Source organism: Thalassospira tepidiphila MCCC 1A03514 (assembly GCF_001662875.1).
Lineage (GTDB): Bacteria > Pseudomonadota > Alphaproteobacteria > Rhodospirillales > Thalassospiraceae > Thalassospira > Thalassospira tepidiphila.
Genome location: NZ_JPVZ01000002.1, coordinates 132,688 through 154,024 on the forward strand (window position 1 = coordinate 132,688; position 21,337 = coordinate 154,024).

The following is a 21,337-nucleotide window of genomic DNA, read 5'->3' on the forward strand; positions in this document are numbered from 1 at the left end:
CCGGATGCGCCAGTCGGCCCTGCAACAAAGGTTTCCAAGATGTTGCACGGGATTTTCACTTTTATCGACGGCGCAAAAAGGGATATGTTGCGTTACCGCACAGATTAATAATGAAAGTCGAGGAACTGTATCATGGCACTTGAACTCCCAGCACTTCCGTACGCATACGACGCGCTTGACCCGTATATGTCGGCTGAAACCCTCGAGTTCCACCACGACAAGCACCACAATGCTTATGTCGAAACCGGCAACAAACTGCTCGAAGGCAGCGGTCTTGAAGGCAAGTCGCTTGAGGAACTCGTCGTTGCGACCTATGGCGACAAGGACAAGGCCAAGCTGTTCAACCAGGTCGGTCAGCACTGGAACCACATCGAGTTCTGGAACATGATGAAGCCGAATGGCGGTGGCAACATCCCGGGCGAACTCGAAAAGAAAATCGTCGAAGACTTCGGCTCGGTTGATGCTTTCAAAGAAGCGTTCACCACCGCTGGTGTTGGCCAGTTCGGCTCCGGTTGGGCATGGCTGTCGATGAACAAGTCGGGCAAACTGGTTGTTTCGGGCACCCCGAACGCCGAAAACCCGCTGGTTCACGGCATGACCCCGCTTCTGGGTTGCGATGTTTGGGAACACTCCTACTACATCGATTACCGCAACCGTCGCCCGGACTACATCAAGGCGTTCCTGAACGACCTGGTAAACTGGGAATATGTAGCAGAGCGCTTCTCCAAAGCTGGCTAATCAGCCAACTCTTTGAGACTGAATTACGAAAAGCGGCTCCTTCGGGGGCCGCTTTTTTTGTTTGCGCAACACAAACAATGAAAAACCCCGCCGGCAAACCGGCGGGGTTTGGATCTAACATGATCAGGTGCGTAATCAGATATCGAATTTGATGCCCTGAGCCAGCGGCAGCTCGCGGGAATAGTTGATGGTGTTGGTTGCACGGCGCATATAGCCTTTCCACGCATCCGAACCGGATTCACGACCGCCACCGGTTTCTTTTTCACCACCGAAGGCACCACCGATTTCAGCACCGGACGGACCGATATTGACGTTGGCGATACCGCAATCGGAACCGACCGAGGACAGGAACAGTTCGGTTTCGCGCAGATCTGTCGAGAAGATGCATGACGACAGGCCCTGCGGCACGTCATTCTGAAGCGCGATGGCTTCTTCAAGCGTCTCGTAGGTCATGACATAGAGGATCGGTGCGAAGGTCTCGTGACGCACGGTCTCGGTCTGGCCCGGCATTTCAACCACCGACGGGGTGACATAGAACGCGTTCGGATATTCCGATTCCAGGGTACGTTCGCCACCATGCACGGTGCCGCCGTCTTTCTTGGCATTGGCAAGCGCAGTCTGCATGTTGTTAAAGGCTTCCTCGTCGATCAGCGGACCAACCAGAACACCATCGGCCAGCGGATCGCCAATTTTCACCGACTTGTAAGCCGCAATGATTTTCGGTAGCAGCTGATCCTTGACGTCCTTATGCACGATCAGGCGACGAAGCGACGTGCAACGCTGACCACAGGTACCAACAGCGGAGAACACAATAGCACGCACGGTCATATCCAGATCCGCCGACGGGGTCACGATCATGGCGTTGTTGCCGCCAAGCTCAAGAATGGTACGGCCAAAGCGCTGCGCAACACGCGGGGCAACTTCGCGGCCCATGCGGGTAGAACCGGTGGCTGAAATCAGCGCGACGTCGCGGCTGTCGGTCATGATTTCACCGATTTCACGATCACCGACAACAACCTGATGCAGATTGGCCGGTGCATCACCGAATTTGGCAATCGCCTTTTCTAGGATCTTCTGGCAGGCAAGGGCAGTAACCGGCGTTTTTTCCGACGGTTTCCAAATCACAGCGTTGCCGCAAGCCAGTGCAAGCGCAGTGTTCCATGCCCACGGCGCGACCGGGAAGTTAAAGGCGGTGATCAGGCCAACAACACCCAGCGGATGCCAGTTTTCCATCATCTTGTGGCCCGGACGTTCGGACGCGATGGTCAGACCATAAAGCTGGCGCGACAGACCGACTGCGAAGTCGCAGATGTCGATCATTTCCTGAACTTCACCAAGACCTTCCTGATAGATCTTGCCGCATTCAAGTGATACCAGACGGCCCAGCGGTTCCTTGGCTGCGCGCAATTCTTCACCCAGAAGACGGACCAGTTCGCCACGACGCGGACCGGGAACCTGACGCCATGCGCCAAATGCCTTTTTGGCGTTGCCGATAACATCGGTCATCTCGGCCGGGGTGGTTTCGGTGACACTTGCGAATTCCGAACCGTCAACCGGGGTCTGGACACTGAGGGTGCCATTGGCAATCTCTGCTTCGGACAGACCAAGTTCGGTCAGAATGGATTTGTAGCTCACAGTAAAACTCCCTTCGTTTTAAACTTTCCGGCGCGGATCACCGGCAAATTCGATCTCTGTTCAATCCCTGATATCCGCCACCTTGGGCAGCTGTTTGGCGATGATGGCAAAGGCCTCATCAACCTGATCAAACGGAATGGTCAAAGGTGCCAGCAGGCGCACCACATTGGCGTGTTCACCACTTGGCATTAACAATAGCCCGTTATCACGGGCCAGTTGCAACAAGCATTGCAGACGTTCGGGTGACGGTTTGCCGTCATCTGCAATCAATTCAAAGGCGCGCATCGCCCCGATGCCGCGCATGTTGCCGATCACATGCCCACCGGGCAGATCGCGCAACCATGCGATATGGGTGGCGTATTTTTCACCAAGCTGCTTGGCACGGGCGGTGAGCTTGTCGGCCTCGAGCACCTCAAACACGCCGGTTGCCGCGGCACAGGCCACCGGATTGCCGGAATAAGTACCACCAAGCCCCCCCGGGGCCAGCGCATTCATGACATCCTCGGCACCGGTGATTGCGGCCAGCGGAAAGCCCCCGCCAATGCCCTTGCCCATGACAAGGATATCGGGCGCAACACCGGCATGCTCAATGGCAAACATCTTACCCGTCCGGGCGAAGCCCGACTGGATCTCATCGGCAATCAGAACCATGCCGTTTTCATCACACAGGCGACGCAAGGCGACAAGAAACGCGCCATCCGCGGCACGAAAACCGCCTTCGCCCTGAACGGGTTCGATCACCACCGCCCCGACCGATGCCGGATCGGCGGAAACGGCAAACAGCTTGGCGATGGCGGCCATCGCATCATCATCAGATACACCGGTTTCGGGGCAAGGATATGGCAGATGCCATACCGGCCCCGGCAATGGACCCAGCCCGGTCTTATAGGGTTTGGTTTTACCCGTCAGCGCAAGGGTCGCAAGCGTCCTGCCATGGAAGCCGCCCTCAAAGGCGATCACCCCGGTGCGGCCGGTAAAGGCGCGCGCAAGCTTCAGCGCGTTTTCCATTGCCTCTGCCCCGGAATTGGTCAGCATTGATTTTGCGGGACCTTCAATCGGGCAATTTGCTGCCAGCCATTCGGTCACCGCGACATAGGGTTCGTGGGGCAGCGCGTTATAGCAGCTGTGGGTAAAGCGTTCGCACTGGGCGGCAACACGTTCCATCACCACCGGGTTGCGATGCCCGACAGTCAAAACCCCGATCCCGCCAATGAAATCGATATAACGTTTGCCTTCGACATCCCATGCCTCGGCATTGAGCGCACGATCCAGATAGACCGGATGCACATTGCGCACGCCGGCCGATACCGACGCGATTGCGCGCTCGCGCATCTGCGTGCTGTCTTGGGCTGGTTTGGTGTTTTCGTCACGGGGCATGTGGGGCTGCTCCGACCTTCTTGTTAATGATTTAAATGACGTTCAGTTCAAGCACCGGCGCGTTGTCGCGAATGCGTTCATAGCCAAACACCGACAGATCAAGGGTTTCATAGCCGTTTGTTGCAATCAGTTCGGCAATGCCACGGCCAACCGCCGGGCTTTGTTGCAGGCCATGGCCCGAGAACCCGTTGGCAAAGATAAAGTTCTTAACGTCCGTGTGACGGCCCAGAATCGCGTTCTGATCCAGCAGATTATAGGAATAGTGACCCGCCCAGGCATTGACGACCTTGATGGCCTCGAACCGCTCACAGCGTTCATAAAGGCCCGGCCAGATGATGTCGTCAAACAGGCTATGATCAACGTCGAAATCCCAGCATTCCGGATCACGATCCTTGGGCGGTGCGATACCCGTAATAAAGAACTCGCCTTCCGGACGGACATAAAGGCCGCTTGGATCAATCAGCATCGGGCAGGATGCGCTGATGTCTTCCGCGTCCCGGCAATTGAACACAAAGATGCAGCGTTTGCGCGGCTCGACCGGAATTTCAAGACCTGCCATCCGGGCGACCTTTGATCCGCCGGTGCCCGCCGCATTGACAAGCTGGCCACAGCCAAAACGACGACCGTCCTTAAGAACCACACCCGTAACCTGATCACCATCACGCAGTACCTCGACGACTTCACCGTCAATGTAATCAGCACCACGGCGACGTGCCTGTTTGCGAAATGACTGCATCAGGCAATAGGCATCAAACCAGCCTTCGCCCGTGCGTCCCCAGCAACCAGCCGCCAGATCGGATGTATTCATCCATGGGTATTTCTGGGCCAAGTCATCGGGCTCCATCCAGATGATGTCGCCGCCAAATTCGGTTTGCGTCGCATGGTTCTGACGCAGGATATCGCGGCCCTGATCGGTGGCAAGAATGAGATAGCCCTTTTCATGCAGGGCAATGTCGACTTCCGGGTCAAGGTCGCGGTTCAGATTACGCAGGAACTGAATGCCATAGGCCGACATTTCAATATTGATCGGGGTCGAGAATTGCTGTCGGATCGACGCAGCTGAAAGGGCCGTCGAACAGAATTCATAGGTCGAGTCCTTTTCAATCACCAGAACCCGGCCCTTGAAATCATCCCGACCGGTCAGATGCCATGCGATGGAACTGCCGATAACCGCACCACCGACGATGATCACATCATAATTTTCGTCAACAGAACCCATTCTTGCCTTCTACCCGATGCAAATTGTTGCTTTCCGGCCATTGATGAACCGGCATTTTGCGATGGTGCGCTGGAACCCGTTATCCGAATGAAGGGGGAGCCATCCTTCCAAAACATTCCAAAGTAACAGCATTCCAGCGCGGTTGGCTGTCAGCCCAAACGCTTCTTGGGGTGGCGCGAGGAGGCTATGAACCGTTTAAAACCGTACGCCTTGGCTGCAAAGCAAACAAACGATATATTCGCACCATATCATTCCGTTTTGTTATGAACTGGTTTTACCATGCGCCGCGTCTTGCCATCCCTTACTGCCCTGCAATTCTTTGAAAGTTCGGCCCGTCATCTGTCTTTCACCCGCGCGGCAGAGGAACTCAACGTGACACAAAGCGCAATCAGCCGTCAGATCCGTGCGCTTGAGGAATATCTGGGACGTGATCTGTTTCGCCGTGTGAAGAAACGCCTGAAACTGACCGCGGCCGGCGAAGCCTATGCCGCACAGGTGCGTGACCTTCTGGATCGGGCAGAGGCCGCCACGCTTCAGGTCATGGCCTATTCCGATGCGGGCGGGATGTTGAATGTCGGGACCCTGCCGACCTTTGGCGCACGCTGGCTTGTGCCACGGCTTGGTGATTTCAAGGCAACCTGGCCTGACATTCAGCTTAATCTCATTACCCAGACCCGGGAGTTTAATTTTGATCGCGAGGGTATCGATATCGCCATTCATTTTGGTGAAGACAACCTGCCCGGCTGTGTGACGCACCGTTTGATGGGGGAAACCCTGATTGCAGTCTGTGCGCCCAAGCTGCTTAAGGAAAATGACGATCTGCCGATTGCGCGCGAACGGGTGCGCAACTGTACTTTGTTGCAGCATTCCACCCGCCCACGCGCCTGGCAGGACTGGCTTGCGGCCACCGGCGTTGCCGTGGTCGATGAACTGGCTGGCCCCCGGTTTGAGCATTTCCACATGGTCATTCAGGCCGCTGTGGCGGGACTTGGGCTGGCGCTTTTGCCGGAATTTCTGGTGCGTGAAGAACTTGAAAACGGGCGTCTGGTCGCACCCTTTGATGTCTCCATCCCCAACCAGCACGCCTATTACGTGGTTTATCCCAAGGAAAAGGAAAACAACTTTGCAGTCCGCGCATTTCGCGACTGGCTGATTGCGACCTGTCGCACCGAACAGGATGACCGCGCCATCCCGTCGGGCACCGCCTCCTGAGAACTGGCCAAATTGAGTTGAGCAGTTGCTGATCTAGTCCGCACCAATCTTTGCGGACGATCCTGCACGCATCGCCGCACAAAGTTGCACGGCGACAACCACAAACAGGAAGTAAAGTGCCACCTGCCAGTCGCCCAGAAGGTCATGCAAGGCCCCAAACAAAACTGGCCCAATGGCAGCAAACAGATAACCCACTGATTGCGCCATGCCTGACAGTCGTGCCGACGTTTGCGGATCTGCTCCCCGCATGCCGACAAGGGTCAGGGCAATACTGATCATGCTGCCTTGTCCAAGCCCCATGCATACAGCCCAGACATACGGTAATTCGGTGGTGGCAAAGACAAAGCCCGGAATGGCGATGATCAACGGAATATGCAGCACCAGCATCGCCAGTTTCTTGTTGGCAATCCTCGAATAAATCAGCGGCGCACCAAAGGCGGCCGGAATGCCAAATACGTTAAACAGGGTCAGAAGCGTGGCGGCTTCGGCCTCGGAAATGCCGTGATCAATGAACACTTTGGCAACCCAGGCGGTGCCGGTATAGAACATCAGCGACTGACAACCAAAGAACAGTGCAAGCCACCAAGCTTCGACGTTTTTCCAAAGCGAAATACGCGTAACCGGTGCCGGGGCTGCCCCGACATGGCGATAGCGTAACATCGGTAGCCAGCAGACAAAGGCAATCGCGGCAAACACCGCCCAAACACCAAGCGACCAGCGCCAATCACCATCCGCCGCATTTCGGATCGGGATCGAAACAAATGCCGCGATCGTCGCACCACTGGACATGGTGAAGGTGTAAAGGGCAGTCACCAGTGCCACATGGGTCGGGAAGCTGCGCCTTACCAGTGACGGGGTCAAAACATTCAGAACCGCAATTGCCGCCCCCAAAATGATGGTCCCGACCACCATGATGTCATAGGCCCCGCTGGCGCGAAGCCCCTGCCCGATGGCGATAAACAGCAACATGGTCAGAAGGGTTGCTTCGAGACCGAATTTCTGCCCCAGACGTGGCGCAAACATTGAAAGCACGCCAAAGCTCAGCACCGGCAGCGTTGTGAGCAATCCGAGCTGAGTGCCTGAAAGCGACAAGTCTGTGCCAATGATTTCCGCCAACGGCCCCAAACCGACAATGCTGCCCCGCATGTTCGCCGCCAAAAGCAGGATCGCCAGCAGAAATCCGATATGCGACCCCAAATGATGGAAGCCACGCCCGTCATTCGATGCGGCATCCTTTCCCGGCGTTGGCGTCTCGGAAGGATTGGCGTTTGGGGCCGTCTTGTCAGTCATCTGGATGATCCATGTTATGTCGCGATGGTGGCGCGGACAGAAATTTAGGTGAGCATAAATTCAAAATGCGGGCTTTCAGGCCGCAACAACACCCCACAATACCCGGAGCCCAACCAGCACAAACAGAACGGCAATGATCCGCTCAATCCAGCCAGCGTGATCGCGCAACCACGGCAACACCGCCCCGTGCGACAATCCGACGGCGACAAGGCAATACCACGCCCCGTCGATTACTGCAGCGGTAAACGCCAGAAGGAACTTGCCGCCCCATTCAAACTCCGGCGAAACAAACTGGCTGAAAAGGGCCAGGAAAAACAACGCGATCTTGGGATTGAGAAACGCAATCATGAACCCGTCGCGGGCAGCCTGCAGGATCGATCCTGATACCTTGCCCGCACTATCCACATCAAACTTCGCACCCGCCTTGGCACCACGCCACGCCTTGATTGCAAGCCAGATCAGATAAAGCGCGCCCAGGATACTGACCGCATTGTGAAAGACCGGCACCGTCTGAAACAGGATGCCAAGTCCGGTCATGGTGATCACGGCATAAAAGCCGATACCCAGTGCATGCGCCAAGGCGCAGGCAAATCCGGCCTGGCGGGAATGACCAACAGAATAGCGCAACACAACGGCCAGACTTGGACCCGGTGTCATTGCGCCCAGAACACAGATGGTTGCAACCGACAACCAGGCGGCGAAGCTCATAACGTTTCCTTTGGGTGACGCAGGTTTATTCCCGCTTGATTTTATCGAAAGCTATCTGCTTGCCAGAACCGTTTCAACGGAAATGAACTGTCGCTATGATGCGCATTCGCGCCAGCCTGCCACCTGAACACAGCATTTCGTAAAATACGGTTTTAAAACATGTTTCTGTTGCTCAAGAATGCCAACGTCTTCGCCCCGACGCCACTTGGCATCAATGATATCCTGATCTGTGACGAAAAAATCGTCGCCATTGCCCCGGATCTGGTGGTTTCTGTTCCGGCCGAATTCAAGACGGTCGACCTTGGCGGCAAGATGACTGTACCAGGCTTTATCGACGGACATGTCCATCTGATCGGGGGCGGTGGCGAAGGCGGATTTGCCACGCGTACGCCCGAAGTTGCGGTTGGCAAACTGATCGAAGCCGGCATCACATCTGTTTGTGGATTGTTGGGCACAGATGCCGCCACCCGCCACATCGCATCGCTGTATGCCAAGACCAAGGCGCTTCGAACAGAAGGCATTTCTGCCTGGTTCTTCACAGGTGGTTATCGCGTGCCGTCACCAACCCTGACCGGTAATATCGGTGATGACGTGACGTTTCTGGATGCCTGTATCGGTTTGAAAACAGCGATTTCAGATCACCGCAGCAGCCAAAGCACGGTTGAGGAGCTCGCCCGCATCGCATCCCAATCGCGCATTGGAGGTATAACATCGGGCAAGGCCGGATCGGTTGTCGTGCATCTGGGCGATGGTGACGGGCACTTTGATCCCCTGATTGCTGTGATCGAGCAGACCGAAATCCCGATCGGCCAGTTCATCCCGACCCACGTCAACCGCAAGCGCGCCTTGCTTGATGCGGCCAAACTCTGGGCAAAGCGTGGCGGCAATATCGATTTCACCACTGGGATTGACGCCGAAGCCGATCCCAAGGGGGCGACCAAAACATCGACCAGTATTGCCGAATGCCTGGCTGATGGCGTTCCGCTGGATCGCATTTCAATGACATCGGATGGCAACGGGTCACTGCCGGATTTTGATACTGATGGCAATATGATCGGGCTTTCAGTGGCTGGCTTTGAAACCGTACCGCGCGAATTTGCCGATCTGGTCGAAGTCGAAAAGCTTGATATCCCGACCGCCTTGGCCCCGATTACGATCAATCCGGCACGCATGCTGGGCCTTGCGGCACATAAAGGCCAGCTCAAGGTCGGTTATGATGCCGATATCCTGGTTTTCGATGATGCTTCAACCCCCGATAGCGTCATTGCACGCGGAAAACCGGCCATGATTGCCAAGGAACGACTGCTCCGCGGTACTTTTGAGGATTAATTTGGTCTTTGGACCGGATTACGGCAGGTAAAAAGGCACCAGAAACCAATAATTTGCGGATTTGGTGCCTTTTTGTCGTCATATCTGCCCCAAATAGCCCCCAATGCGGCCAAACCTCGTGCCTATTTCCCCGGCAAGCTTTGCGATCAGACACAGGTCCATGAATGACTTGTGCCCAAAAACCTTGGAAAGGACACGAGAGATGCGACAGACAGCCATGATTTTGGCCGTTGCAAGCGCATTGGGGCTTTCGGCTTGTAGCGGATTGAATGACCGGGACCAGAAAATGCTGAGTGGCGGCGCGATTGGCGCCGGTGTGGGTGCTGTTGGCACCGTGATCACCGGTGGCTGTGTTACCTGTGGCGCGGTAATTGGCGGCGCGGTGGGTACCGGTGCGGGCTATATCATGCACGAGAATGAGAAGGCCCGGAAATGATGAAACGGATCATTCTTCTGGTCGCTGCATTTGGCCTGACCCTGCCTTTCGCTGCACCTGCGCCCGTTAAGGCCGATCCGCCGTCATGGGCACCTGCCCATGGCTATCGTGCCAAGCAGCACAAAGGGCACAAACGCAATTATAGCCCCCACGGTAACGAGCTTTTTGTCGCCGACGGTGGTTTCCTGCGCTGTAACCGTGATGTGGTTGGTGCCATCATTGGTGGTGGCACAGGCGCGGTTCTTGGTTCAACCATCGGCAAGGGAAGCGGCCGGGATGCGGCCATGATTGGTGGTGCCATTCTTGGCATGCTCAGTGGCTACTCGATTGGCCAGAGCCTTGATCAGGGTGATCTGGCTTGTACCGGCTATGCCTTGCAGCGCGCCCCTGATGGGCAGGCCGTCCGGTGGCAGAACCCCGATTCGGGCCGCAACTATAATGTTGTTCCGACCAGTAGCTGGCAAAATGCCCAGGGACGCTATTGCCGTGAATATAGTGCAACCGCCAATATTGGTGGAAAACTGCACAAAACCTTTGGTACGGCATGCCGTCAACCTGATGGTTCCTGGCAGATCGTGTCCTGAGAACCAAAACGCGCCAAGCATATTTCAATCTGGGGCCATGCCCCGCAAAAAGCCCGGCAATGCCGGGCTTTTTTTTGTACGTTATCTGATACGTAGCGCATCTTAAATTATTTCAATTCAATGCCTTAAAGGTGGCCATACTCTCGCATCCGTTATTTGTTTTACGTTAACGTCACTTTGCGTTACAGTCCTGTCATAATCAAAACAAAAATACCTGCTGACTGAGGGAGGCGTTCGTGGATAACATCCTCGAAACCGTAAAAGAAAAACTGCCGCAACTGCGCGGTCTGAATGCTGTCGTCGCCTTCGACTGTGGCGATGATGGACATATCGTAATTGATGCCACCGGCGACGAGCCGGAAATCAGTGATGATGATCCGTCCGATGCCGATTGCATTCTCAAGATCAAGAAAGCCAACCTCGAAAAGCTGATCGCCGGAAAGCTTGACCCGATGCTTGCCTTTACCATGGGCAAACTGAAGATCAAGGGCTCCATGGGTGTGGCAGCAAAGCTGTCATCGATGCTCGACTAGCTTTGTCGGTATGGTCTGTTTGACGAGGGAAACATGCGTAATCGCATCGCAAAAGGCAGCATATCGGCCCTGATTGCCGGCTTTACGATTCAATATGCCACCGCGTCGCTGGCATCCGGATCGGAAATGCTCAATTTCCGCGTCCTCAAGGACGGGGAACCGATAGGTTATGAAACCGTCGAAATTGCGCCAACAGCAAACGGTCAAACCGTGACGATCAAAACGCTGACCGATTTGCGAGTTTTGTTTTTGAAGTTCCATTACGACCATCAGCGTACCGAACAATGGCAGGACGGAAAGCTGGTCTCGGTCGAAACCACCACCAATGATGACGGCACACACTACACCTGGCAGGCCAGCTATGACGAAGATTGTTATGCGCTGGCGGGCAAAGGTGTCGGGAAACGCGACGCCTGTGATGCGGCCTGGCCGCTGACCCTGTGGCATGAGGATGTCACGGGTAAAACCGATCTCTTTAGTGTCATCAATGCCGAACCCTACACTGTGCACACGCAAAGGGTTGGCGAAGAAAGCGTCATGGTCGAAAGCCGGGAAACGCCGGCAGTCCATTACGAAATGTCTGGCGATGTCGAACGGCACCTCTGGTACGGCACCGACGGCAAACTACTCAAAACGAGTTTTAAAAGGAAGGGTTACGACATCGATTTTATCAGGGTCGATGCGATAAACCCTCAGCAATAAAAGCGGGCGTTTTAAATCAAAGATTTGAAACGTTTAAAGATTAGGGAGAAACAGATGTCCTACTTCAAGAAGAGCTGCCTTTGGGGTGCAGCTTCGGGTACTGCACTTCTATGCGCACTCGCTAGTGTTGGCACCGCGCAAGCGTCCGGTTTTCAAGTCCGTGAAACCAGCGGCACCCTTCAGGGTTCAAGCTTTGCCGGCATGACCACACTGTCAACCGACGCATCGACGATGTCCTACAACCCAGGCACAGTTGGGCAGTACAAAGAAACCAGCTATAGCGCAGGTATTACGGTCATTCGCCCGGTGGCGAAAGCGACCAACACCGTTGCAACCAATGGCGCACGAACGGTGATCGCACAAACCGGCGGTGGCTACAAGGATATGGCACAGGATGCTGCGGTACCAAACGCACATGCTGTCTGGAAGCTAAACGATCAGATCAATCTCGGTGTTTCGATTACGGCACCTTGGGGTCTCGTGACCGACAACGATTCAGATTTCGCCGGACGCTTTTTTGGTACGACATCAAAAATCAAGACAGTAAATATCAAACCAGTTGTTGCCTATCGTTTCGACAATGGGCTGAGCATTGGTGCGGGACCGCAGGTTCAAAGATTCGAGGCCGCCCTTAGTAAAGCCGTTCCGTCGCTTGGTGGCGCCGTTGCAGAGGGTAACTCTACGATTGAAGGCGACGACATCGGCTACGGCTGGACAGCCGGGATGAACTGGGAAGTCACGAAAACCACCCGTGTTGGTCTTTCTTATATCTCCGAGGTTGAACATAAACTCAAAGGCGATATCACCTTCGACAATGCCGCAAAAAACTTGGCCACGCCCTACACGGACCGAGATGCAAATGCCAAGATCACCACGCCGGAGTCTATTGCTTTCGGTATTTCTCACGACCTGTCTGATAAGTGGACTGTCATGGGTGACGTGCAATGGACCAACTGGAACTCAGTTGGCGATCTAGTCTTTAACTACAGCGGCCTGATTAACTCCGCCTCGACTGCCACTGGTAGTACAACTGAAAATTATCAGTGGGGAACGTCGTGGTTTGGTGCCCTCGGTGCACGTTACCAGTATGACGAAAAATGGTCGTTTACCGGTGGCGTGGCCTATGATGAGACCCCGATCCAAACCCGTAACCGCAATGTGCGCTTGCCGGATTCAGACCGATACTGGGTCTCATTTGGCGCAACATACAAGGCTGCTGATTGGGCTGATGTGACACTGGGTTATACTCATATCTTTGCTGATGAAGCACGCGTAGATCACGCGTCTTCGCTCGTTGGTAATTATGCTGCCGACTACGAAGCCAAAGTCGACATCATCGCGTTGCAGGCGAATTTCAAGTTCTGATTTGCTATACTGTCCGATGCGAGGTGCTATGGCGCACCGCATCGGGCTCCCTTTTTTGCCCGCAAAGTGACGTTAACGTAATGGAGTTAACGCAAGTGAACAAAGTAAACGTCCAAGAATCCCCGATCCTGCGCGATGGCGTTGATATCAGCTCGCCGGTAAGAACCTGCCCGGTCCATGAGATTTTCGACAAAGCGGCGGCACGGTTTCCGTTGCGCCCCTGTCTGGATTTCCTCGGTCGGGTCTATGATTACAAGACCATTTCCGAGCAAATCGACCGTGCTGCCGAAGGCTTTAAACAGCTTGGCGTGCGCAAGGGTGACAAGGTCGGGCTGTGTCTGCCCAATACGCCCTATTACGTGGTTTGCTATTACGCGATCCTGAAATGTGGCGGCGTGGTCGTAAATTTCAATCCACTCTACGCCAAGCGCGAGATCGCCTATCAGATCGAAGATTCAGGCTGTCGCCTGATGGTGACGCTGAACCTCAAACAGATCTATCCCAAGGTGGCAGCATGCCTTGATGAAACCTGCCTCAAGCGGATCGTGGTCTGCGAAATGAGCGGCATCTTGCCGCCGGTTAAAAGTGTTCTGTTTTCGCTGTTCAAGCGCAGCGAACTGGCCGATGTGCCAACAGATCTGCGTCACATCCCCTATTCCCGCGTCATCGGATGCAAACCGATTGATCGCGTGCTGGATATCGACGTGAACGATCTGGCGGTTCTGCAATATACCGGCGGCACGACCGGGCGCCCGAAGGGTGCGATGCTGACCCATGCCAATCTGAGTGCAAACGTTGATCAGCTAACCCGCTGGATGCCAGACGCCAAACCGGGCCACGAAGTGACCCTGTGCGTTTTGCCATTCTTCCATGTTTTTGCGATGACCGTGGCGCTCAACACATCGGTCAACCTTGGTGCGGAAATGGTGTTGCAGCCCCGCTTTGAGTTAGGTTCCCTGATCAAGGCGCTGGACAAGAAAAAGGCCACCATCTTCCCGGGTGTTCCGACGATCTATACGGCGATCAACAATTCGCCGGAAACACTCAAATACGACCTGTCACACATCCGTTGCTGCATTTCGGGCGGTGCGCCGCTGCCGGTTGAAGTCAAACACCGGTTCGAAGAGATTACCGGCTCCAAGGTGGTTGAGGGATATGGCCTGTCAGAGGCCAGCCCGGTCTGTACTTGCAACCCGCTTAAGGGTGAGAACAAGGAAGGCTCGATCGGGCGGCCGTTGCCCGGAACCAAGATCGAAATCAGGTCTCTTGATCGGCCGGATACGGTCGTAGCGCTTGGCGAAAAGGGTGAGGTCTGTATTCGTGGCCCGCAAGTCATGCCTTGCTACTGGCAAAACGAAACGGCCACCAACGAGACATTTGTCGATGGTTGGTTGCGGACCGGTGATGTCGGTTATCAGGATGAGGATGGCTACACCTTCCTGGTTGATCGTCTTAAGGATGTCATCCTGTGCAGTGGTTACAACGTTTATCCGCGTGCCATCGAAGAGGCACTTTATCTGCATGACAAGGTTGCCGAGGTCACCTGCATCGGGATCCCCGATCAATATCGTGGTCAGGCGCCAAAGGCGTTTGTTCGCCTGAAAGACGGTGTCACCGATGTGACCGCCGAAGATCTGCGGGCATTTCTTGATGACAAGATTTCAAGAATCGAAATGCCGCGCGAAATCGAAATTCGCGAAGAACTTCCCAAAACCATGGTCGGCAAGCTGTCGAAAAAGGAGCTGGTCGAAGAAGAACGACAAAAGAGAGAAGGAAATACGGTTTAGTTACAATGCGTTGGCGTCACCATACACACACTGAAAAAACTTAAGTGACGTTAACGTAAACTAATTGACGTATACTGAAAAATAGATACCATAAGGGGCGAACAATGACAAAAATTGACGAACGGTTTTATACCGTTCCCGAACTGGCCGACGATCTTGGCATTACGCCGCGCACCATCCGGTTTTACGAGCAAAAGGGGCTTTTAAACCCGCAACGTGCCGGCACCACCCGGGTCTATACCCGACAGGATCGCGCCAAACTGCTCCTCATTTTGCGGGGCAAGCGACTGGGCTTCAGCTTAAGAGAGATCGCGGACTACCTTGATCTTTACGGCGCAGACCCAACCCAGGCAGAGCAGATCAAGATGCTTCTGGAACGCGTTCGGGAACGGATTACTGACCTGGAAGAACAGCGTCAGGCACTGGACGTCACTTTGGATGAACTGCGTGATATCGAACAGCAATCGGTTGATGCACTTAAAGAAAAGGGACTCGATCCGGCATCGTAACAAGTTGCCCGGATCAGAGGACAGCTCAGGAAGGAAGACAAAGCCATGACCAACGCCGTAATTGCCGGATATGTCCGGTCACCCTTTACCCCGGCCCGTAAAGGGGCCCTTGCAAAGGTCCGTGCAGACGACCTTGCGGCGCAGGTCGTCAAAGGTCTGGTCGAAAAGACCGGCATTGATCCCAACGCGATCGAGGACCTGATCCTTGGTTGTGCCTTCCCGGAAGGCGAACAGGGCCTGAATGTTGCCCGCTTGATCACCTTTATCGCCGGTCTGCCGCGTTCTGTTGGTGGTGTAACGGTCAACCGTTTCTGCGGATCGTCCATGCAGTCGATCCATCAGGCGGCTGGTGCAATCGCGATCGGTGCCGGTGATGTCTTTATCTGTGCCGGTGTCGAAAGCATGACCCGGGTTCCGATGATGGGCTTTAACCCCCTGCCCAATCCGGAGCTTTATAAATCCATGCCCGAAGCCTATATGGGCATGGGCGATACGGCCGAAAATGTTGCTGCCAAATACAGCCTGACCCGTGCCGATCAGGAAGCTTTTGCAGTTGAAAGTCACAAGCGTGCCGCCGCAGCGCAGGCTGTTGGCAAATTCACGGATGAAATCATCCCGATCCAGACCAAGGATGGTGTTGTTTCCGAAGATGGCTGCATCCGCGCAGAAACAACCGCCGAAGGCTTGGCTGACCTCAAACCAGCCTTCAAGGCGGACGGTGTTGTTACCGCGGGGACCTCTTCCCCGCTGACCGATGGTGCGTCGGCTGTTCTGGTCTGCTCCGAAGACTATGCCGCTAAAAACGGCCTGACACCGATTGCACGTATCAAGTCGGTTGCAGTTGATGGCTGTCTTCCGGAAATCATGGGCATTGGCCCGATTGGCGCATCGAAAAAGGCGCTTTCGCGGGCGGGCCTGACCTCGGCCGATATTGATGTGACCGAGCTCAACGAAGCCTTTTCGTCCCAGGCCATGGCAAGCATTTCCGATCTGGGTCTGGATGGTGCCAAGGTCAATATTGATGGTGGTGCCTTGGCGATTGGTCACCCGCTGGGTGCGACCGGGGCGCGTATCGTTGGCAAGGCCGCAAGCATCCTGAAACGTGATGGCGGCAAATATGCGCTGGCATCCCAGTGCATTGGCGGGGGTCAGGGGATCGCGACCATTCTGGAGGCGATGTAATGACCACCATTAAACAGGTCGCCGTTATTGGCGCCGGTGTTATGGGGGCTGCGATCGCTGCCCATATCGCCAACTCAGGGACACCCGTCCTGCTGCTTGATATCGTGCCCGAAGGTGCCAAAAACCGTAATGCGGTTGCCGAGGGCGCGGTTGCCAAAATGCTGAAAACCGACCCTGCACCGTTCATGTCCAAACGGGTCACCAAGCTGATTACGTGCGGCAATATCGAGGATGACCTTGATAAAATCGCCAAATGTGACTGGGTGATCGAGGCCGTCATTGAACGTCTTGATATCAAACAGGACCTGTATCGCAAGATTGATGCGGTCCGTGCCAAGGGATCGGTGGTGTCATCAAACACTTCGACCATTCCGCTCGCCACCCTGATTGACGGGATGGATGAAAGCTTCGCACAGGACTTCATCATTACCCACTTCTTCAACCCGCCGCGCTATATGCGCCTGCTGGAGCTGGTTGGATCGGGTGTCACCCGCGATGGTGTGATTGATGCAGTTGCCGATTTTGCTGATCGCAAACTGGGCAAAACCTGTGTCACCTGCCATGACGAACCGGGCTTTATCGCCAACCGTTTGGGCGTCTACTGGATTCAGGCCGCCATGGTTGAGGCCATGGACCGCAAACTGACGGTCGAAGAAGCCGACAGCGTCATTGGCCGTCCGTTTGGTATTCCCAAAACCGGCGTCTTTGGCCTGATGGATCTGGTGGGTCTTGATCTGATGCCCCATGTGCAATCAAGCATGGCTGGACTCCTTGATAAATCCGATCCGTTCCACGCGATCTATCGCGAAAGCAAGCTGGTCAGCAAACTGATTGCCGATGGTTATACCGGGCGCAAGGGCAAGGGTGGTTTTTACCGCCTGAACCGCGAAGGTGGTCAGAAGGTCAAGGAATCGGTGGATCTGCAAACCGGTGAATTCGCCAAATCCGAAAAGGCGCGTTTGGGCAGTGTCCGGGCCGCTGGCAAAGATCCGCGCAAAATGATGGAAGCATCTGACAAGGGTGGCGAATATGGCCGCGCTGTCATGGGCAAGACGCTGGCCTATGCTGCCTTTATTGCCGAGGCGGCGGCGAATTCCATCGTCGATGTCGATGATGCGATGAAGCTGGGTTATGCTTGGAAAACTGGGCCGTTTGAGTTGATTGATGCCATTGGCGTTGATGCCCTGATTTCGATGCTTGAAGAAGACGGCGTTGAAGTCCCGGCATTGCTGAAAAAGGCCGCAGGCAAGTCGTTCTACAAGGTCAAGGATGGTGATCTTTATTACCTTGGCTTTGATGGCGAATATGCCAAGGTCACCCGCCCGGATGGCGTCATCCTGCTTGAAGATATCAAACGCAAATCCGAACGGGTTGCCGGCAACCGCGCCGCATCGCTTTGGGATATCGGTGATGGCGTTGCCTGCCTTGAATTCCATACCAAGATGAATGCGCTTGATGCCGATGTGCTTGGCGCGATCAAGACATCCATCCGGACTGTCAAAAAGCAGTTCAAGGCGATGGTGATCTATAACGAAGCAAGCAACTTCTCAGCCGGGGCAAACCTCGGTCTGGCGCTGTTTGCCGCCAATATCGCTGCCTGGCCAGAGATCGAAAACCTCGTTGAAACCGGTCAGGAAACCTACAAGGCGCTTAAATACTCGCCGTTCCCGGTCGTCGGTGCCCCAAGTGGCCTCGCCCTTGGTGGCGGTTGTGAAGTTCTGCTGCATTGTGATGCGGTTCAGGCGCACGGGGAAACCTATATTGGGCTTGTTGAACCCGGTGTGGGTCTGATCCCGGCCTGGGGTGGGTGTAAGGAAATGATCCGTCGCTGGGCGGAAAATCCCAAATTCGTCAAAGGCCCGATGGCCCCAAGCGCCAAGGCGTTTGAGATCATCTCGGTCGCGACCGTTGCCAAATCGGCGATGGAGGCAAAGGAAAACCTGTTCTTCCGCGAAACTGACGGCATCACCATGAACCGCAACCGTTTGCTGGCCGATGCAAAGGAACGCGCACTTTCGATGGTCGATGGTTACGAAGCACCCGAAGAATTTACCTATCGCCTGCCGGGCGAAGCCGCCCGGGTTGCCTTTGAAATGGCGGTCGATGGATTCCACCGTCTTGGCAAGGCCACCGATTACGACCGGGTGGTCGCCGGTGAATTGGCAAATGTTCTGGCCGGTGGCGATACAGACGTGACCGAGGAACTTTCCGAAGACGATATTCTTGAACTGGAACGCGAAGGCTTCATGCGTCTGGTCCGCAATGAAGGCACCATGGCCCGGGTTGAGCATATGCTGCTGACCGGCAAGCCGCTGCGCAACTGACCGGTCCGGGAGGAAAAGTAAAATGGCTGAATATAAAGCACCCCTGCGCGACATGCGCTTCGTCCTGACCGAGCTGTTTGATTTCAACGATATCAATCAGATGCCCGGTTGCGAGGATTTTACACCCGATGTGGTCGATGCGGTTCTCGAAGAGGCCGCCAAAGTCTGCGAAGAAGTCCTGTTCCCGATCAACCGGTCGGGCGACGAGGAAGGCTGCGCTTGGGATGACGGCGTCGTCACAACCCCCAAAGGTTTCAAGGAAGCCTACCAGACCTTTGCCGAAGGCGGCTGGACCGGGATTGCCTGTGACCCGAAATATGGCGGTCAGGGCGCGCCGAAATCCATCAATGCCCTGGTCGAGGAAATGATTTGTTCGACCAACCTGTCCTTTGGCATGTATCCGGGTCTGTCCTTTGGCGCCTATGCGGCGCTACACAGCCACGCATCGGACGAACTCAAGGACAAATTCCTGCCCAAGATGGTCGAAGGCACCTGGTCGGGGACCATGTGCCTTACCGAACCGCATTGCGGTACAGATCTTGGCATCATCAAGACCAAGGCAGAACCCCTTGATGACGGGTCCTATGCGATTTCCGGCACCAAGATCTTTATCTCCGCCGGGGAACATGACCTGACGGAAAACATCATCCATCTGGTTCTGGCCAAGCTGCCTGACGCCCCAAGCGGCACCAAGGGCATTTCGCTGTTCCTTGTCCCGAAATTCATGGTCGGTGATGACGGATCACTTGGCGATCGCAACGCGGTCAAATGCGGTTCCATCGAACACAAGATGGGCATCAAGGCATCATCGACCTGTGTCATGAACTTTGATGGCGCGGTCGGTTATCTGGTGGGTGAACCCCATCAGGGCATGCCCGCCATGTTCACCATGATGAACCAGGAACGCCTTTCGGTTGGCATTCAGGGTCTTGGCCTTGGCGAAGCGGCCTATCAGGGTGCGCGGGCCTATGCCAAGGATCGCCTGCAGGGGCGCGCCCTGACCGGTGCGAAATCCCCGAACCAGCCCGCAGATTCCATCATCGTGCATCCTGATGTGCGGCGCATGCTGCTGACCGCGAAGGCCACCAATGAAGGTTGCCGGGCGATGGGCATGTGGGTGGCACGCGCACTTGATACCGCCAAACACCACGAAGATCCGGTCAAACGCGAAGAGGCTGACGAGTTCGTTCAACTGATGACCCCGATCGTCAAGGCGCTGTTCACCGACTGGGGCTTTGACAACACCAACCTTGGTGTTCAGGTCTTTGGTGGTCACGGCTATATCCGTGAATGGGGCATGGAACAGTATGTTCGTGACGCCCGTATCGCCCAGATTTATGAAGGTACGAACGGTATTCAGGCGCTTGACCTTGTTGGCCGTAAGATGCCGACCAAGGCTGGTCGTTTCCTGCGTCGTTTCTTCCACCCGGTTCAGGAATATATCGAAGCCAATGTCTCGAACGGCGACCTTGGTGAATATGTTCAGCCACTGGCCAAGGCCTTCATGCGCCTGCAACAGGCTACCGGCGAACTTGCCCAGCGCGGCATGAAAAACCCGGATGAAGCCGGTGCTGCCGCAACCGAATTCCTGCGTCTGTTCGGTCTGGTTGCTGTCGGCTTCATGTGGGCCCGCATGGCGGAAATCGCACTCGCCAAACAGGACGATGACGAAGACGGGTTCTATAAGGGCAAGCTGATCACAGCGAAGTTCTATATGGAACGTATCCTTCCTCAGTCCGGTGCCATGTTCAGCCAGATCATGTCTGGTTCCACGACCATGATGGCACTTGACGAGGAGCTGTTCTGATCATGGCTGTGGGCCGCATGCATAAAGACCTGTCACCCGGACACGGAGCCTTGTCGTGAACCTGATTTTCCGACTGATCCGTGTGGTGATCCTGTCCTTGTTGCGGCCCCGCCTGCACCCGCTTGATCCATCGACCCTGCATTTCCGGGCATGGCCGCTGGATATTGATATCAATGTGCACATGACCAATTCACGCTATTTCGCGCTGATGGATCTGGGCCGAACCGAACTGATCATGCGCAATGGCATTGCCAAGCAGATGCTGAAACGCAAATGGCAGCCGGTGGTGTCAGGATCGACCATGCGGTTCAAACGCGCGATCAAACCGTTTCAGAAATTCGCGCTCGAAACGCAGGCTTTGTATTGGGATGAAAAGGGCTTCTATCTCGAGCAACGCTTTGTGGCCAAAGGCAAGACGCTGGCCCTTGGCGTCGTAAAGGCGGTTTTTGTCGGCCCGGATGGCATTGTTGCGCCCGAGGTTATCTGTCGGATGGTCGGTGCCGATGAAACATCCCCTTCCATGCCCGACTGGCTCTCTGGGTGGCCCGATATGGAAACCGCAATCGAAGCACGACTGGCGATTTAACACACACGAACAAC

19 protein-coding genes are annotated in these 21,337 nt (G+C 55.2%); 14 read left to right on the plus strand and 5 right to left on the minus strand.

Annotated elements, in window-relative coordinates:
* Positions 1 to 132 precede the first annotated feature (132 nt).
* Positions 133 to 738: a superoxide dismutase gene (locus TH4_RS04585; RefSeq protein WP_064780125.1), complete on the plus strand. Its 606-nt coding sequence runs from the start codon at positions 133 to 135 to the stop codon at positions 736 to 738.
* A 135-nt stretch (positions 739 to 873) separates the two neighbouring features.
* Here the strand turns inward: TH4_RS04585 and amaB are convergent, their stop codons facing one another.
* From amaB to TH4_RS04600, 3 genes are read right to left on the minus strand one after another with little or no spacing between them, the layout of a single operon-like run.
* A complete protein-coding gene (gene amaB / locus TH4_RS04590; protein WP_064780126.1) occupies positions 874 to 2,373 on the minus strand; it encodes an L-piperidine-6-carboxylate dehydrogenase in 1,500 nt (499 codons plus the stop codon).
* A gap of 60 nt (positions 2,374 to 2,433) precedes the next feature.
* On the minus strand, positions 2,434 to 3,750 hold the full coding sequence (locus tag TH4_RS04595) for an aspartate aminotransferase family protein (RefSeq protein WP_083996974.1): 1,317 nt from the start codon (positions 3,748 to 3,750) through the stop codon (positions 2,434 to 2,436).
* 31 nt (positions 3,751 to 3,781) lie between these two features.
* Complete coding sequence (locus TH4_RS04600; RefSeq protein WP_064780127.1) at positions 3,782 to 4,969, minus strand: NAD(P)/FAD-dependent oxidoreductase; 1,188 nt, start codon at positions 4,967 to 4,969, stop codon at positions 3,782 to 3,784.
* Positions 4,970 to 5,260: 291 nt separating this feature from the next.
* Between TH4_RS04600 and gcvA the strand changes: the two genes are divergently transcribed.
* Positions 5,261 to 6,181, plus strand: coding sequence for a transcriptional regulator GcvA (gene gcvA, locus TH4_RS04605; RefSeq protein WP_245227738.1), 921 nt, complete (start codon positions 5,261 to 5,263; stop codon positions 6,179 to 6,181).
* Positions 6,182 to 6,214: 33 nt separating this feature from the next.
* Here the strand turns inward: gcvA and TH4_RS04610 are convergent, their stop codons facing one another.
* Together TH4_RS04610 and TH4_RS04615 are read right to left on the minus strand one after the other, a co-directional pair.
* The gene (locus tag TH4_RS04610; RefSeq protein WP_064780129.1) at positions 6,215 to 7,471 is read right to left on the minus strand and encodes a CynX/NimT family MFS transporter; all 1,257 of its coding nucleotides are present in this window, start codon (positions 7,469 to 7,471) and stop codon (positions 6,215 to 6,217) included.
* Positions 7,472 to 7,546: 75 nt separating this feature from the next.
* The gene (locus TH4_RS04615) at positions 7,547 to 8,179 is read right to left on the minus strand and encodes a LysE family translocator (RefSeq protein ID WP_064780130.1); all 633 of its coding nucleotides are present in this window, start codon (positions 8,177 to 8,179) and stop codon (positions 7,547 to 7,549) included.
* Between the two features lie 159 nt (positions 8,180 to 8,338).
* Here TH4_RS04615 and iadA point away from each other — a divergent pair, with 159 nt between their 5' ends.
* The 12 genes from iadA (at position 8,339) to TH4_RS04675 (ending at position 21,323) form a co-directional block, all read left to right on the plus strand.
* Positions 8,339 to 9,508 (plus strand): beta-aspartyl-peptidase, encoded by a 1,170-nt coding sequence (gene iadA / locus TH4_RS04620; RefSeq protein WP_064780131.1) that lies wholly within the window; start codon positions 8,339 to 8,341, stop codon positions 9,506 to 9,508.
* Positions 9,509 to 9,710: 202 nt separating this feature from the next.
* Positions 9,711 to 9,944, plus strand: coding sequence for a hypothetical protein (locus tag TH4_RS04625; protein ID WP_008888617.1), 234 nt, complete (start codon positions 9,711 to 9,713; stop codon positions 9,942 to 9,944).
* Positions 9,941 to 10,528, plus strand: a complete 588-nt coding sequence (locus tag TH4_RS04630) for an RT0821/Lpp0805 family surface protein (protein WP_064780132.1) — start codon at positions 9,941 to 9,943, stop codon at positions 10,526 to 10,528. Before TH4_RS04625 ends, TH4_RS04630 begins: the two co-directional genes overlap by 4 nt.
* A gap of 236 nt (positions 10,529 to 10,764) precedes the next feature.
* Entirely contained in the window at positions 10,765 to 11,061 is a 297-nt protein-coding gene (locus tag TH4_RS04635; protein WP_064780133.1) for an SCP2 sterol-binding domain-containing protein, read from the plus strand.
* Positions 11,062 to 11,094: 33 nt separating this feature from the next.
* Complete coding sequence (locus TH4_RS04640) at positions 11,095 to 11,763, plus strand: DUF6134 family protein (protein ID WP_064780134.1); 669 nt, start codon at positions 11,095 to 11,097, stop codon at positions 11,761 to 11,763.
* Positions 11,764 to 11,817: 54 nt separating this feature from the next.
* Positions 11,818 to 13,128 (plus strand): OmpP1/FadL family transporter, encoded by a 1,311-nt coding sequence (locus TH4_RS04645; RefSeq protein WP_063086512.1) that lies wholly within the window; start codon positions 11,818 to 11,820, stop codon positions 13,126 to 13,128.
* Positions 13,129 to 13,223: 95 nt separating this feature from the next.
* Positions 13,224 to 14,915, plus strand: coding sequence for a long-chain-fatty-acid--CoA ligase (locus TH4_RS04650; protein WP_064780456.1), 1,692 nt, complete (start codon positions 13,224 to 13,226; stop codon positions 14,913 to 14,915).
* Between the two features lie 104 nt (positions 14,916 to 15,019).
* On the plus strand, positions 15,020 to 15,424 hold the full coding sequence (locus TH4_RS04655) for a MerR family transcriptional regulator (protein WP_064780135.1): 405 nt from the start codon (positions 15,020 to 15,022) through the stop codon (positions 15,422 to 15,424).
* A 45-nt stretch (positions 15,425 to 15,469) separates the two neighbouring features.
* Positions 15,470 to 16,606, plus strand: coding sequence for a thiolase family protein (locus tag TH4_RS04660; RefSeq protein WP_064780136.1), 1,137 nt, complete (start codon positions 15,470 to 15,472; stop codon positions 16,604 to 16,606).
* Positions 16,606 to 18,930 (plus strand): 3-hydroxyacyl-CoA dehydrogenase/enoyl-CoA hydratase family protein, encoded by a 2,325-nt coding sequence (locus tag TH4_RS04665; RefSeq protein ID WP_064780137.1) that lies wholly within the window; start codon positions 16,606 to 16,608, stop codon positions 18,928 to 18,930. Before TH4_RS04660 ends, TH4_RS04665 begins: the two co-directional genes overlap by 1 nt.
* 22 nt (positions 18,931 to 18,952) lie before the next feature.
* Complete coding sequence (locus TH4_RS04670) at positions 18,953 to 20,737, plus strand: acyl-CoA dehydrogenase C-terminal domain-containing protein (protein WP_064780138.1); 1,785 nt, start codon at positions 18,953 to 18,955, stop codon at positions 20,735 to 20,737.
* Positions 20,738 to 20,792: 55 nt separating this feature from the next.
* The gene (locus tag TH4_RS04675; protein ID WP_064780139.1) at positions 20,793 to 21,323 is read left to right on the plus strand and encodes an acyl-CoA thioesterase; all 531 of its coding nucleotides are present in this window, start codon (positions 20,793 to 20,795) and stop codon (positions 21,321 to 21,323) included.
* The last annotated feature ends 14 nt before the right edge of the window (positions 21,324 to 21,337 follow it).